This is a genomic window from Streptococcus sp. 3.1 (genome assembly GCF_016648915.1).
GTDB lineage: Bacteria > Bacillota > Bacilli > Lactobacillales > Streptococcaceae > Streptococcus > Streptococcus salivarius_E.
In genome coordinates this window covers 165,140-180,225 of the sequence record NZ_JACLQV010000001.1, presented here as the reverse complement: position 1 = coordinate 180,225, position 15,086 = coordinate 165,140, and the positions used below count along the sequence as shown (strand labels likewise).

18 protein-coding genes are annotated in these 15,086 nt (G+C 37.8%); 1 reads left to right on the top strand and 17 read right to left on the bottom strand.

The window, feature by feature from the left end:
- Window positions 1-148 precede the first annotated feature (148 nt).
- Window positions 149-757 (top strand): NUDIX hydrolase, encoded by a 609-nt coding sequence (locus H7U02_RS01025; protein WP_110980779.1) that lies wholly within the window; start codon window positions 149-151, stop codon window positions 755-757.
- A 233-nt stretch (window positions 758-990) separates the two neighbouring features.
- Here the strand turns inward: H7U02_RS01025 and H7U02_RS01020 are convergent, their stop codons facing one another.
- The 17 genes from H7U02_RS01020 to H7U02_RS00940 all read right to left on the bottom strand — a co-directional run bounded on the left by H7U02_RS01020 (window position 991) and on the right by H7U02_RS00940 (window position 15,079).
- Window positions 991-1,491, bottom strand: coding sequence for a hypothetical protein (locus H7U02_RS01020; RefSeq protein ID WP_110980780.1), 501 nt, complete (start codon window positions 1,489-1,491; stop codon window positions 991-993).
- Entirely contained in the window at window positions 1,466-2,257 is a 792-nt protein-coding gene (locus tag H7U02_RS01015; RefSeq protein ID WP_110980781.1) for a hypothetical protein, read from the bottom strand. Before H7U02_RS01015 ends, H7U02_RS01020 begins: the two co-directional genes overlap by 26 nt.
- A 1-nt stretch (window position 2,258) precedes the next feature.
- Window positions 2,259-3,191, bottom strand: coding sequence for a hypothetical protein (locus tag H7U02_RS01010; RefSeq protein ID WP_110980782.1), 933 nt, complete (start codon window positions 3,189-3,191; stop codon window positions 2,259-2,261).
- Window positions 3,192-3,493: 302 nt separating this feature from the next.
- On the bottom strand, window positions 3,494-3,928 hold the full coding sequence (locus H7U02_RS01005; protein ID WP_201042627.1) for a protein-export chaperone SecB: 435 nt from the start codon (window positions 3,926-3,928) through the stop codon (window positions 3,494-3,496).
- Window positions 3,929-4,273, bottom strand: coding sequence for a hypothetical protein (locus H7U02_RS01000; RefSeq protein WP_201042625.1), 345 nt, complete (start codon window positions 4,271-4,273; stop codon window positions 3,929-3,931).
- A gap of 14 nt (window positions 4,274-4,287) precedes the next feature.
- Window positions 4,288-4,875, bottom strand: a complete 588-nt coding sequence (locus H7U02_RS00995) for a hypothetical protein (RefSeq protein ID WP_201042623.1) — start codon at window positions 4,873-4,875, stop codon at window positions 4,288-4,290.
- A 439-nt stretch (window positions 4,876-5,314) separates the two neighbouring features.
- Complete coding sequence (locus H7U02_RS00990; protein WP_201042621.1) at window positions 5,315-6,586, bottom strand: tyrosine-type recombinase/integrase; 1,272 nt, start codon at window positions 6,584-6,586, stop codon at window positions 5,315-5,317.
- Window positions 6,587-6,596: 10 nt separating this feature from the next.
- Window positions 6,597-6,854, bottom strand: coding sequence for a MerR family transcriptional regulator (locus tag H7U02_RS00985; protein WP_201042619.1), 258 nt, complete (start codon window positions 6,852-6,854; stop codon window positions 6,597-6,599).
- A 13-nt stretch (window positions 6,855-6,867) separates the two neighbouring features.
- Complete coding sequence (locus H7U02_RS00980) at window positions 6,868-7,980, bottom strand: CHAP domain-containing protein (RefSeq protein ID WP_201042618.1); 1,113 nt, start codon at window positions 7,978-7,980, stop codon at window positions 6,868-6,870.
- A gap of 16 nt (window positions 7,981-7,996) precedes the next feature.
- Window positions 7,997-8,221, bottom strand: coding sequence for a hypothetical protein (locus tag H7U02_RS00975; protein ID WP_183135895.1), 225 nt, complete (start codon window positions 8,219-8,221; stop codon window positions 7,997-7,999).
- A gap of 1 nt (window position 8,222) precedes the next feature.
- Complete coding sequence (locus H7U02_RS00970; RefSeq protein WP_201042616.1) at window positions 8,223-10,103, bottom strand: conjugal transfer protein; 1,881 nt, start codon at window positions 10,101-10,103, stop codon at window positions 8,223-8,225.
- A gap of 11 nt (window positions 10,104-10,114) precedes the next feature.
- Window positions 10,115-12,619 carry an ATP-binding protein gene (locus H7U02_RS00965; RefSeq protein ID WP_201042614.1) on the bottom strand — a complete coding sequence of 835 codons (2,505 nt, stop codon included), beginning with the start codon at window positions 12,617-12,619 and terminating at the stop codon, window positions 10,115-10,117.
- A gap of 13 nt (window positions 12,620-12,632) precedes the next feature.
- Window positions 12,633-13,043, bottom strand: a complete 411-nt coding sequence (locus H7U02_RS00960) for a conjugal transfer protein (protein ID WP_201042612.1) — start codon at window positions 13,041-13,043, stop codon at window positions 12,633-12,635.
- A gap of 2 nt (window positions 13,044-13,045) precedes the next feature.
- Window positions 13,046-13,270, bottom strand: a complete 225-nt coding sequence (locus H7U02_RS00955; RefSeq protein ID WP_021144863.1) for a hypothetical protein — start codon at window positions 13,268-13,270, stop codon at window positions 13,046-13,048.
- A 9-nt stretch (window positions 13,271-13,279) separates the two neighbouring features.
- Entirely contained in the window at window positions 13,280-14,275 is a 996-nt protein-coding gene (locus tag H7U02_RS00950) for a conjugal transfer protein (RefSeq protein ID WP_201042610.1), read from the bottom strand.
- Between the two features lie 11 nt (window positions 14,276-14,286).
- On the bottom strand, window positions 14,287-14,844 hold the full coding sequence (locus tag H7U02_RS00945; RefSeq protein WP_104020566.1) for a conjugal transfer protein: 558 nt from the start codon (window positions 14,842-14,844) through the stop codon (window positions 14,287-14,289).
- A gap of 4 nt (window positions 14,845-14,848) precedes the next feature.
- Window positions 14,849-15,079: a hypothetical protein gene (locus H7U02_RS00940; protein WP_021144867.1), complete on the bottom strand. Its 231-nt coding sequence runs from the start codon at window positions 15,077-15,079 to the stop codon at window positions 14,849-14,851.
- Window positions 15,080-15,086 lie beyond the last annotated feature (7 nt).

The window sequence follows — 15,086 nt, the reverse complement described above, 5'->3', positions numbered from 1 at the left end:
CTTTTAGGATATGTATAAAAATTATATATAATTATTTTACACATTGAGTGTATCTCTTTTAGAAAGATATGTCAATATTTTATATATAAAAATTTTATATAATAGGGATAACTTCTTTTTTATGATAATATGAAGTCAAGGAGTTCTTATGACTATTAAAGATAAACTAGCTCATTACGAGCCGAAGCCACTAGGGGAGAAAGGACGCTATGCAGTGCTCTTACCCTTGATATATGATGTAAAAACTGATAAGTATCAAATCCTTTACCAAGTACGAAGTGAGCATATTTCTCAACCAGGTGAGGTCTCTTTTCCTGGTGGCCGTGTCGAAGATGGTGAGACTTTTCAAGAAGCTGCTATACGAGAAACTTGTGAGGAACTAAACTTAACTCCTGATCAAATTGACATTTGGGGAGAGATTGATTATCTCATTCATCAGGGGAGAACCATCCATTGCTTTGTTGGAAAGATAAATATAGAAAATTGGGAGGATATTCATCCAAATGAAGAAGTGAAACGGTTGTTTACAGTCTATGTTGACACGTTGTTGACAGAGAATCCGATTTATTATAAAGTGACTTCTACCTTGAGTGATGCAAAAGATTTCCCATTTTTCCTGGTAAAAAACAGAGAAAAATACAATTTTGGGTATAGTGAACGTCATATTCCTTTTTACAGAAACTTGACAGAAAATATATGGGGGATGACAGCTATGTTTACACACAGATTTACAGATATTCTGAAAAATTTAGAGTAAAAATAAAAGATCAACGGTCATATGTTGATCTTTTTACTATTAATTAAATTGTTTATTTGCTACAAAAGGAGTGAAATTTATTTCTGGGACATGAGTCTAGAGTATTCCTAAAATGATTTTCAAAATTAATATGGAAGCTTTTAGCTAGGTGGTCGACTTCAGAGTTGACAATGATTTTTTGTTTCGTTTGTGTCATTCCTATGCTAAAAAGAAGGGGAGGTGGATACAGGCAGTTATGCTTTGGTGTTATTCTGCCTAAGATTGATGATTCTATTGATCTTTCTTAGGGAGTTACCTATGTTGAAGAGAAGGTAAAGCATATAACTATAAATAGTAAAACTCCAAAAATCTGGGACAATACTGAGACTATAGACAAATAGGACTGTTGCACTAACAAAAATTAGACAGCTACATATTATTGAAAGTAGAGGATATCCTTTTGAAAATAATAGGCTTTCTATGATTAAGGCAAAAGCAGGTAGCAATAGAGTTAGAATGATAATAATAAAGATGAAGCGTTGTGTATCATCTAGCATCAAGTTACCCAATGATTTACCTAGGTAAAAACGAGAATCACTCCCACCAGGGTAAATCAATTCTTTTGTCAAGGGACTAACTAGGATTAGGGTGTCAAATAGTGAGAAAGCCGCCCATCTCCAAATAGGGAAAGCCCATTCTTCCTCAGATAATTCTCTCTGAGTGCTTTCTTTAGTTAATTCTAATTTGATTACCATCAATATGTACCTCTTTTGGAAAGTCGTTATTTTGATTTAAGATATACCATCCATCTGGTAGTTCAGAGTTTTTTAGTACTTGTTCTAATTGAGAATGTAAGTCAATTTCTTTAGTCGTGGAACCAGAAGGAAAACTCAATTGAACAGTAAGTTTTTTGCTTTGTAGAGCATCTTTAAGTGAAAAATCATAATAGCCACCTAGTGCTTTAGAATGTCCCCTTTCATAAGTATAGAGCGTCGTGTATGGTACAGGTTCTATTTGAACAATAATATTTTTTAAATCTTTCTCTGTGCTTAGAGCTTCAGAGATATCATTGATGAATTTCTGATTTCTAGGGTTGATTTTAATAGACTTTTTAACAAAATCGTCCCAATATTCCCTTTCATCAGGTAAAATCTTATATTCACTATTTTGGCGATTAAAATCTGAGTCGTTTTCTGTTGGGCTGGCAATGTAAGGATAGAGTAAATCTTGAATATGGAGAGGTAGTTGAGTCTTTACATGTTCTTTTTTGTTATTAATGGTCTCTTGATAATCAATATGGAAAATCAGGTAATGTTTAACCTCATCTTCTTTATTCATACGATAAGTAATTTTATCTGCCCATCCGATACCAGTTATTTGCACCTTTCCTTGAAATCCACGAGTTTTATAAAAACCTTTAATATTTTCTTGAGCATTGTAATAGAAAAAGATAGCAATCATGGTCAATAATAAAATCAAGGGCATAGTAATTTTAAGGTATTTGAAGCTATTTTTTACCATCTTAGTTCTGACTCTCCTTAACTAGTAGGTTGTAATCTTTTTGACTTTTAACTTCCTCGAGGCGTCCAGTAGTTGTGTTAGTGCTTGTAAAATACCAATAAATATCCTCCTTATCTGGTGTTAACTCTTTTTGTAGTTTAACAGCATCATCCAGATTAAGTGAGTCAGTTGTTACAATAATTAAGCTAAATCTTATTTTGAGTGATTGATCACTGTATTCGTTATCATCTTGATCTTTGTAATCAGCAAAATTTCTTTCTTTGGTCCAGATAAGGGGCATGGAGTTGATAGTGAGGGGATCATCTTTATGACCTACAGAAAAATTATCCTTTGAAAGGAGATAGCGGTAAGGTTTAGCAAATCCGTAGTATTGACTGACTCTTTTTGGTTTGGTTTTAGTTGCCTTCTGGGTGCGTAAATTGACATAGAATACTCTTTCGTTATCATAGGATGAAAATTTCACAAACTCATCCTTACCATCTGAGTACATGGTATTATCCATGGAACCGGGATTATCATATCCTAGTTTCTTAGCAAGGTTTAGTACATTAATAGTGTGTCCTTTTCCAGTGTCTTTACCGAGCTGATAATAGTGAATAATATCATAATTTTTAGAGTCCTTCTTGTGTTTAGATACTTTATACCTAGATTCTTGGAAGGCTAGATAGGTGCGACCGACGGCTAATTGACTTCTCTCCAGTGCTTTTTCATTTCCAAACTTAACACCTAAAACGTTAAAGTTTCCAATTTTGACGTTTTGAAAGGATGTTACAGTAACTTTTTTGTTAGTATAGTCGTAAAGTCTATCGTCTAAGGAATAAGCGGCCTGAATTCTATAACCATAGCGAACGAATGTACCTGTAAGTAGAATAGTGATAAAAATAAGGAGATAAACATGCCACATACGCCATCTAAATGTTTCTATTTTTGTCATGGGAGATCCTCTTTGAGTAATAGAAAAACCATGAAAATCTTATTTTCATGGTTTTTAATTCAATTATTTAACCTCAGTAAAGATTAAGTAATATCCTTTTCATATACCTATAAACCTTGATATCATCATGTTCTATACAATATATTATTTTTAGGGATTGAAAAGGTAGAGAAAAAGGTAGAGTGTTACAAATATATTGCTAAAAATAACCTTGAAAAAGGAAGGAGAACGGTCTTACTTTCTCGATAATAGCTAACCATTCTCCATACAGTTGATAAAGCACTAAAAAATATATACTTTATTTATTCGTAAGTTACCATGATAGAATCATTTTCGTCAAGCATTTTTTTTACGTTAACAACAGGTAGGATGAAATTTGGAAATTCATTACCTCGAGTAATCATATCAGATACCATAGGTCTAATATAAGACCAAAGAATTGCTAAACCATTCTCTTTAAGAAATGTTTCAAAATCAATATCAAACTCTTTTTCATCGTGTATAAATGAAAATTTACCAACTATATCTACAATAATTTCAAAAGCAGAATCTTCTAAATTTATATTTCCTTGCTTTGTTGATAAGTTAACATAAGCAATATTTTCAGATTTCTTTATTAAAATTTGTGCAGATAATTCGGGTTCCAGATTGATAGTACTATTTGTTTGGTCAAAATTTGGATTTCTTCGATATGATATCTCATTTAAAAAGTAATCTTTAAATTGTAGAGAGGACATTTAGGCCGCCACCTCACAGTTTTCTTTTGTTATGATAGAATTTTCAGAATTTGTTAAAAAATATGAAAAAACAGTCTTTCTATTTTTTATGGCATGTTTAGACATAGTATTTACGTTATTTATTGAATTTAAATTATAAAAACCATTTTGTTCATCAAGTCGAGAAGTAAAGCGTATCTCATCTCTATATTTTTGAGGTTTGCTTGACAAATTCAAAGAGTAATCGAATTCTCTGTTTGCTGAATAAATTCGATTATTCTTAATATTTTCAACTAACTCTTGAAACATCGGAGAATCCATCAAAGAAAAATCCTCAGTTCCCAAAAAGTCTGCTAATAAACTCATAAACCCCTCCTACTTTATAAAATGTTTGTAATACAGTTTAAATCACGGATACAAATTTCTTCCCCATTTTTGCCATCAAACACCGGTAAAAATGGAATATCTGTATATGTTTTGGACTGTACAGCTTTAAAATCTTTCCCATGTTGAGACGCTAAATCAAGTAGAAGTTCAATAACTAATCCTTGATTTTGATTAACTAGAGTAGCTCTATTTTTGGCTCCGCTATCTGAAATACTTGCAATCTCACGTTCAATTTCAATATATGCCCTTTGTCGATATTCATCTAATAGACTTTGGTTTTTTGGTTCATCCAAGATAAAAATATTGTCTTCAGATTCTATGGTAATTTCAGCATTAATTAATTCAGGTGTAATTCCTGGTTTTCTTAGTTCAGATGACTTATACTTTGCTACGTAAGCAGAAGCAATAATTTTGCCGGTATCTCTATTAAAAGGTAGAAAAAAGTAAATACCATTACCCAAGTCATTTGGATGTCTCTGTTTATCAATACCAGGTTCATATTTTTTATAGGAAAAACCAGTGGATAAGATTTCCTCTTTCCTTTTATTGGTGGTGCCGTGCCACCCACTATATTGTAGCATAGAACCTCCTAATAAAGCTACTGGTTCAATTATACTGCTTAAATTTAGATAATTCAATGACTAAGTAAAGTTTTTAAAATCATACAATTGCATTAACCAGCCCTTGTTGCCTAATTTATCAATAATAATACCATTAATCCCAAGCCATATTGCTAAATAATTCTCTAGTGATTATTGCATTGTGGCCGAAGATAATCGAGAATAACATAAATATTGGTACCTTCAATAAAAGTGAATGGTAAACCCAAACTACTATTTTCTCATTGTTTAATAGTGCATAGATGAATTGAATAATACAAATAATGCTTTCCAATTAAAAATTATAAAGAGTAAACAAAACTAGGCTCATCGAAGATTCAGAGGTTATATCTAATTTTCTACATTTTGTATATAATAGACGGAAAGATTTTGTTTCTTATCACAAATTAAATTCTCTGATTTATTGCGTTTTTTTTATTTTTGCAAGACGTTTCATCAAAATATCGACTGCTTCATTCTTGCGGTTAGGATCTAATTTAGCGTATATGTCCATCGTAGTTGAAATAGATTTGTGTCCCATTCGTTCTTGTAATTCTTTCCAATCTGCTCCAGAATTGAGCATTAAGGAAGCGTGGGTGTGACGGAACAAGTGAAAGCCGTAATTGGGTAAACCTATTTCATGTAAACGTCTGGTAAGTGTAGCTCGTTCATTTCGATCAGTCATGTAATTTCCATAGATTGTTGGAAATATTAGTTTAGATTTTGGTAGTCCATGTTTTTCAAAATAGCTATTCATTTCACTATTAAAGTCTCTAAGGTCTTGAAGGATGCTAATTGGTACTGAAACTTTACGATTTCCTGAATCAGTTTTCGCAGAATTTTTACAAACAACCTTTCCTTTAGTACCTAATTTTTTATCCCCTTTCTTCCACATGAGAGTCTTACTGACATTTATTTCAGAAGTATCAAAAAGTAAGTCATCTATTTCTAGTGCTAAAAGTTCATTGATTCTCAAAGCGGAGGCAAGAAGAGTGTTACAGATGATTTTAAATCGTCTGTTTGCTCTTGTATTAGGCAGTGTATCTAAATAATTCAGCCATATGGCGATATCTTGTTCATGAAGAACTTGAATTCGTTTTTGAGCTGGCTTTGGTTTTGGTGGTATTCTAACTTGCTTAGCAGGATTTTTCTTTAAGTTGAAGTGTACCATTCCAAAGTCAAGGATATCTATTAGTTTATGAATGATAGCTCCATAATCAGAAGCTTTTCCTTTATCCGCCTTACGTTTACCTTTGTTGACTTCAATTCGTGCTTGTTCTGCTAATTGGTCAACCCATTTCTGTACTTCCGTAGACTCTATAGCATCCATCTTATAATCACCAAATTTTGGGATGATATAGGTATCTAAATATCCCCTCACTTTATTTCTTGTATTATCTGAAGAAACCCATGATTTATAACTGCTATACCAAATTTCAGACAGTTCTTGTATAGTGCCGATAGATACAGTGTTTTTTCTAGTAGAATCATTCTCTTCAAATTTCCTTTTAGCCTCTAAATATTTACGATCTAGTGCCTTTAGAGTCGGGGCTGTTATGGTTGTTGTAACTTGCTTTCCTGTTTTTTTGTCAGTTCCTAGATAGGCCCCCTTCATCAAGTAAGTTATTGTGCCATCTTTTTTTGTTTTCTTAAGAACTTTTTTATTGTTTCTTTCTATAGTTTCTATCTGCATGTTTTTTTCCTTAAATGGTCAAGAATTTTAAGATGTCACCACGTTTATAATATACAGTTCGTGTTCCTTCAATAGGAGGTTCAAGGCGTGGTAATCCTTTGCGTTCCCAACTTTTGAGTGTATTTGGAGAAATATTAAGTTCCTTGAGAACTTGTTTTTGAGTCATAATTTCGAGATGACTTGTATCAGTTTTTTTATCAAGAAGATTTACTAAGACTTGTAGTAGGCTTTCAATTTTTTCTAGTTTTACTTGTTGCAGTGTATCCATATTATTGACCTTTCTATTTTCCAATAACATAAGTAAATTGTTTTGCTGTTTCTGCATCAAAAGTGCGGTAGCTAACGACTCCTAGTCCTTTGATGTTTGATTCAGAGATAAGAATGGAGCCATCTGATTTGACTTGTTCCACAAAGGCAATGTGTCCATAGGTTGGATCTGCTCCAGCTTGTCCTGGGCTAAAAGATAGTGCGGAGTGTTCGGTAGGGGTATGAGTTGTTTGGTAACCTGGGGCATTCATCCATTGACCACCATTTCCCATGTACTCGCCGAAGCTAACACCGACCTCTTTTCCTCGGTTATAGACAAACCAGGTACATTGTCCCCAAGGATAAGACAGTCCTGTATAGCTTGAGGTATTGATTTCTTTGGTGAGGCTATAGCCTTGTGGGACATCCCCAGTTGTAACACCGCCTCCGTCTCTGGTTTTTCCTGTCGTTTGTTCAGGGGCTTTTGGTGTGCCACCATGCTCATCAATATAAGTATCGAGTTTTTGCATGGTTTCAGCACGCCTCTTTCCTGAGCCAGAGGTATCGGTGAAGTAGACTCCACCATCTGTTGACGTATTGAGAGAACCGCTCGCAAATTTTTGCGCTTTGTCATCTTGGACTTTGAAGGTTTCATTTTTATTGCCAATGATGGTCTGATTGGTGAGTCCAACAACGGCTACTTCATCGTTAAAATGATTGGCGTTTTCTGGATTAGAGTCAAATGCCCCAAAACCAAACATGTTGGAACCAGGATTAGTAGCGACTCCAGCTGTTCCAAGTGAGCTTTCATTTAAGGCAATCGCTACAATAGCACGAACATCTAGATTAGACTTAGCTTCCCAGTCTAGGAGCTTTTTCCCATTGATGCGTTTCTTGTCATAGGAAATTCCTAAAGTATCTAAAAAACCGTCCAATTGCTCTGGTTTAATACCATAGCGATGGACGAGTAAATTATGGGTATAGGGATCTCCATTTGACCAGTGGTCTGTGTAGGTTGCCCCATTCAGTGATTGGGAAGAGCCCCCAGTGCTACCTCCTCCGACGGCTCCCATAATGATGATAATGATAAAGACAGGAAAAAAGAGAGGAATAAGACTAGATAATAGATACCATTTTAGTTTTTTCATTGGCTCTCCTTTCACCTTAATGTCTGATATAAGCTGTAAATAGAACAGTCCCAAAGCGCCATTTGGCATCTAAGACGACGGAATGGGCTTTCGTTTGTGCAATGATCTGATCTTTGTCTTTTTCTGAGACTGGAAATAAAAGAAGGAAATCGACGGAGCGTTTCCCTTCTTGGTAGGCTTTAAAAAGTGTCTCTTCAAGTATTCTTGGAAAGGCTGTTCTTGAGCGTATTTTAGTATTCATTCTATTCCCCTCTCAATTGGTTTAGGCGTTGTGTTAAACGATCTCGTCGCTCGATATTGGCTCTTATTTTATCGTCTCGTGTCAGGGTCTTTCGATAAGCACGGGTGAAGGCATTGGAACCTTGGGCTTTATACATGGCTTGAGGGTCCTTGTAAGCATCCAATCTACGTTCTAGGGTATTGATACGGTGTTGTTTGAATGGTGACATCCACTCTTCTCTGAGCGTTTGGAATTCGTCCTCTGAACTAGGTGTTCCTTCTGACATGATTGGTGAGTCACTTGGAGGTGTTGGGCTCTCTTCTTCAATTGGCTTGAAGTTATCAGGTGGGGTTTGTGTTGGAGGAATGATTGGTTCTGGATCTTCTGGCGTTATTGGAGCCTCTGTTGGCCCAGCTGGCATGACTGTCTCTGGTTGGCTTGGTTCTTTACGTGTGAAGAAGGAGCCTGCATTTTGGAAATGGCTCTTGGCATTCATCATTACTCCAGTCCCAAAACCAGCACCAGCCAATGCAAAGTTTCCTAGGTGTTGAGCCGTCGCAAGGCTTCGTGTTGGGACTTGTGAAGCAACCTCCTTGGTCTTTGTGACGCCATGTTCAACTTTAGTGCCAATATCTGTCGCAACCATTCGAGCTTTGGAGCCAAGAATAAATTGGAGGAGTTGTCCTTTAAATCTCCAAATGAGGAAATAAATGACACCTTTAGAAACTACAGATACTAAGAGTTTAAAGACAAGACCAAATAAGAGAAGGGATGGTAAGGTTTTTAGAACACCATCAAACCCATTTGTGACCAAGTTTTCTATCATTTTTTCAATATAGAAAATAAGGAGTGTTAAGAGAGTCGTAATTGCTGGAAAAATCAAGCCCCCAAACATAACTTTAAGTACTCCAAAGACCAACTCTTGCATCCTTGGAACGAAAGACATGAGAAGAACCACTGGAAACAGTAGAATCATGGTGAGGACAAGGATTTGAGCTACCACATTTAAGAGCTGGATAAGAATAATGGGGACGGCTAATACAAAGGCTTCTACAATTTTAAAAATCACATAGAACATCCGAGTGAAGATGAAGTCTGGCATGGCTGATACCCAACGGTTCTTTTCACCATCATCGTTGGCACCATCTCCTAAATCATCTAAATACTTGGAACGGTCTTTCGCTTTGACAGACTTAAAGTTTCCATTCTTATCACTAGTCCCAAGAACTTTACTATCGTCAAAGGTTTCTTCTTTCCCGTCTTGGCTGTTCTTGTATTTTCCATTTTCTTGGCCAGTATTGACAAAGACATAGGCTTTATAGGACGTTTCTGCAATGTAACTATCTGACATCGATTTTCCAATTTTAATCGACTTGTCTTTAGCATAGTCCACCTTAATGCCTGCAATCTTTTTGGTAACGTCTTTAGAGACGTTATTAACGGTATCAAGGAGATAGAGACCACCAGAGGTTCCAGCGACTGTCCCAAAGTACCCCAGAGCTAATAGGAGTACTAGACAGACATGGAGGAGTGTTCTTGAAAAGGAGCCTTTTGAAAAGAAATATTGGTAGAACAGGTAGAAAGCTAAAACCAAAAGCAAGGTGCCTACAAGTGATTTGTTGGTAATGTTGCCAGTATTAGAGCCCGTAAATCCGTGCCAAATACTGCTTGCCCCATGAAAGACATAGTTTTTATAGGTGGCGTAGAGATCAATCTTTTCTAAGATGCGGATGAGGAGGGAAAAGAAGCCAACGACGGCATTGAGAATGAAAAAGAAGAGGTTGACGAAGAGTTCATTAATTAGGACCCAGGCGCCATTAAAGGAGCCAAAGTTGGTTGGTTCCATGTAGGACTTTAGGGAGAAGATATCCACACCCTTTAGCTTGGCAAAAGCTTCTTGCATTGGTTCACCTCCTAACTAGCGTATTTATTTTCGAGACTTGAAGACACCGTTGCTTTCATAGGTTTTAGAAGCATATCAATATCTTCAAAGAGATTGTGGACGGAAATCATATTGAGATTACCGTAGACATCGTAGTAAAGGCACTGACCAGAAATCATATTATCAATCCATTCGAGGTTACTTTCAGTGACTTCGAGATTGACGTGTCTGAGAATATCTTCACGTTCAGATTTTTCATAGAAGGCAAAGATGGTTCCAAAACCAGTTGTGTCATCGTCATTTTCTGCATCATGTACAGATTGTGTAATCAGTGCCAAGGTATTGTTTTTGGAGCGTCCAATACGCCTCATATTTTTGATAACGGCCTTTCCCTCTGCGGACTTCATCAGAATCCAAGCTTCGTCAAAGAACTCGATGGTATCTTCATTTTCATTGCGTTCTCCAAAGTGGGTACAAAAGGCTCCAAGTGCAAACATGAGGGCAATAGAGTTTCGTTCGTGGTCTGAAATCTTTGTGGAGTCATCTTTTGGGAGCTTGAGGTTATTGACTTCTAGGATAGTGACTCGGGACTCATAGTTAAGACCTGGTGTACTACCATCTGAGAAAGCGAGTTCCAAGATGGAGTTTGTCACAATGGACGTCAGGTAGCGTCCAACTGAGGAAATCTCAGAAGAGGAAGCGTTCCTTAAGGCTTCTAGGACATGCTTAAACCCGACGTTTTCACCAGCCACTCGACGTTCCACGATAGCATTGATGGCTTCTGTGATGGCTGTTTTCTGGTCCATTGTCACGTCATCGACAGCTTGTAGGAGAAATTCAAGCATGTTCTTTGCGACCTCTACGGCTTGTTCCTTATCAAGGACTACAATGGGATCTAGGACTCCGTGGTTTGATGGCAGTGAGCTATCTAGTGTCACAAAGTTAAAGTGTTCAATCTGTTTTTTGCGTTCAGGATAGCGTCGTGCAAATTCAGGGGAATTGATTACTTCTTGATAGTGATTTCTAAGTTCTCGTTTGGGGTCAATATAGAGGGTTTTGACATTTTGTAAAGCTACACTTAAAAAGATAATCTGAGCGAGGAAAGATTTCCCTTGTCCTGTCGCACCCGTAATAATGATATGTGGGTTCTTGGTAATCTTTCCAGCGATGTCTTCTTTATTACCGACTGTGGCATTGTAGAGGACGATATTTTTAGAGGAATCAATGGCTTTAGTGATAGAGTCCCAACGTCCCGTCCAGTTATCCACTCGTCCGATATACCAACCGATACGGTTCCCTGAGGATGTATTGGTAAAGGGCATAAGTTCTGAAAATCCACGTGCTGTGACCATATGTGTCCAAGTGCGTGTTTTCTTTTGGAGGTTTTCCCCGTAGAGTAGGGCTTGAAAGAGGTAAGGACCATCTTGAGAGGCTTCACTGATTTCAACACCCATATCATCAAAATAGTTGAGAACTACTTGTCGTCTTTGACGAAGTTGATTGACACTAGAAGCAGAGACGATGAGATAGGCTCCATATTCGATGATATCTTCCTTGTTTCCGACTTTCTTCATCAAATCTTTTAAAGAGATAGAGCCCATAATGATTTCATCTTGTTGGACCGTATCTGTGTTTTCAGCTTCTTCCATGATGTTTCGATAACGAGTATTGGAACGTCCCATTCTCCCCTTGATTTTGTTGGTATCAATAAATTCTGCTTTGATACGCAGTTCTACGGGAAAGTTCAAGCGTTGGACGAATTCGCCTAGGTGAAAGCCGTTGAATTGCACAGGAAACTTTCCAACAGGAAGAATGGTCACAAAGGAAGACCCATAAGGACTTTCGAGCTTGAGGAAGCCTCCTTTTAGGACTTTAATTAGGGTATCTGTGATGTTAAATTGGGAGCGATTAGCGAGGACCTCCTTCTTGTAGTGGGGAATGTAGCGGAGGTATTGCATCCGCTGGTAGTAGAAGAGCTCTTCATTGCTCAGACGTTTAGCACGTAGGACGGAAAAAGCTTGGAAAATAGTGAATTCGTCACTTCTGTAATCGTCATACCAGGTGGGACTCAATGCGTATTCGTAGCCAAGACCTTTTGCGATTTTTTCTGAAAAGTCGTTAAAACTCTCATAGGCCAAGTCTTTCACCGTTGCCCCGTGATTTTGCTTGCGTAAGGTCACGCCTACAACCCAATCAAACTGATAAGGAATTTCCATTTCATCCGTGAGACGGTCGACCGTGTAAAGAAGGAGTTCTTCTCCTAGTTCACGGCTATCATCTGCCAGTGCTTCTGAAAAGTCCCTCATTTTCTCTTCTAAGAGATAGTCTTTGGGAATGAGTGAAATCTCAAAGAACTTGTTTTTCTGGAGCTTTTTCATCATCTGAGCAACTGTGATTTTATGTTTGTCCTTTTTCCCTTCATCTGTAATGGTGATGGGAGTATTGGGGATACGGTAGTAAGCCACCACCGTTCGATCTTTTTTGAGGGCCAGATTTTCATGGGTTTCCCTAATAGGATAGGTTAAGGTAATACTCATAGGGCCTCCTTTTCTATAGATTTGTTTTTTCAAAGACAATTTCTTCTACAGGCTCTATTCGGTCTTCATGGTAGATGGCTTTTTGATTGAGCTTGAAATCCCAGAAGTAAATGAGGTAGTCCCCGATGAAAACGTGCATCTTCTTACCGTGTGGCTCGTATTCGGTGTAGAATTTAGCCAGTTTATAGGGGAGGTACCAATAGAGCAGTAGTGAAATAGAGTGTGTTAATTTTGCGAGAGGAACCAGGACGAATCCTCCAAAGAGCAACATGGCTACAAAAACAAAGGTAAAGACAATGAAAAAGGATAATTGCATTGGTGTCGCAAAGTACCAAAGGCGAGTCCCTTTTTTTGTCTTGATTTCCTGGATCCAATAGGGGGCGTTTAAGCCCTTACTGTAGTCATAGAGTCTTTCGTCAGCCATGCTTATAGTCCTGAATCAATACCAAAGAGTCGTAGGAACCAGCCGACCACTTTTAGGATATCTTGTCCTTTTGCGATAGAGACAATGACGGCATAGAAACCAACGACTGAGAAAAGTTGAAGCCAAGAACTGTTTCGCCAAGCTTTAATAGCCAACAAAACAGCGATAGCGGTGAGAATCCAAATCCCATCGCCTTGGAGGAAGGTACGTAGATTGTCTGTATTCATAGAGTTCTCCTAATCTTTATCGTTTGCGTAGTTGAGAGGAATGGTGTGTTCTAGTTTTGTGACATAGTAGCTCTTGTCTTTTTCTGAGAGTGTGAAGGTGAAGTTTTCAGTGTGAGTCGTTCCTCCCACCTCAAAGGTTGCTTGGACATAGGCGATGAAATCAGCCCCATCTTTTTTTAGATAGGTGTAGTCAATCGTTTTAAAGGTGGTATTGGCTACAATAGGAACGTTCTTAGCAATAAGGTTAAGGTTATCTTGATTGGTAGTATAGTTGGTAAAGAAAACCTTGAGGAACTTTTCAACCTTCTTGTGTTGGCTATCTGAGACGTGGTCGTTAGCTGTGAGTTGAAGTTGGTCGTCTTCGCTAAAGTGTCCAGCTTGTGAAGAGTCAATTGCTGAGAACCAAGGGAGTCCAGAAATGTAGTATTTCCCTTCTTTCTCATCAAAGGGAATATTAAATCCCGTTACCAGTTCTTTTTCCTCGGTATCTTTGTCATGTTGGATGATTTCCTTGTATTTAACCTTGTAGGTAGCTACCTTACCTTCTACCGTGACTAATTGTGAGTAAAGTAGGGTGCTTGGGTTACGCACTTGACCTTGTGCTTTGACGTCTGGAACGAAGTTATAGAAACTGTTGAGGTGTTCGACTTGTGCTTGTTGTTTATCCCCTTCTTGTGGGAGGGTGAAGTAGGCATAGACATAGTCATTGAGGTAATACTGGAGCTTGTAGTCATACTTACGATTAGCATCCATAGGTTGTGCCTTCTGTTTTTGAGTCGCTTCGACTTGAGCTTGTAGTTTGCCCACTTTATTTGAGAGTGTGATGGCACGGATGGCACCCATAAGACCAACAAAAAGGAGGAAAGCAATTCCCCCGATGACAGCTATATTGACGGTCTTTTTCGTAGTGACTTTTAACTTTGGTGGACCTCCTTTCTTCTCCACCTTTTTAAAATTTGAGAGGTATTCCCTTGCTTTTAGTAAGTAACGTTTAGCTTTTATCATAGGTCCTCCTTCTAGAGACTAGCGAGTTCAATGAGTTTGGACCCTTTAGCGTAGAGGCGCTTATTGGCTTTTTCAATCTCACTGTTGATGTAGTAGTAGCCTCGTAACTCATTATGCAATTGTTCGACTAACTCAGTCTTTAGGTCTTTGGCTTCTTCTTTTTTGAGCAGAGCGTTGAGTTCTCCAGCCTTGGTCCAAGCTTGTTTGTGGTCTTTCTTTTTGAGTAGTTCTCCAAGTTCGTTGGTAACTTGTCCAACTTTTGTTTCAAACATCGTTTTAGTAGCCATATCAATTTCCTTTCTAAAAGTTTCGTGATTGTTTTTGATGGTCTGTTGAATATAGGCAATGAGAGAGGGACGCATCCGTTTATTGAGACTCAGAACTTGACCGTCTAGGGTGAAACAGGCATGTTCATAGTCGTAGAAGCCCCTATCATCTGGAGGCTTTTCGGTACATCTTCCAGCACATTCATAGTAGAAGTCCTTCCCTTTCCTAAGGAGGATATACATGTTCCAAAACTCCTGATCAGGAAGAAGGAGGAAGTCTGCTTGATAGATTTTCTTAAGCATGGCCTTAGCCCTCTAGGAGATCCTCGTAGCCTAGTGCTTGGTAAATAAAGTCTGTATCAAACCAAAGCCAATCATTGATTTGAGTGTCGGTAGGGGTGTTGCCTGAAAAGAGGTCTTCACAGATGGTGGTTAGGGTATCTATGCCACCACGTTCACGGACAGTGTTTAAGGTACTAAGGCCACCAGACCAGGCTTTAAAGTTGTTTAGTGAGTTGATTTCGACTTTGTATTCCATAAGGGAA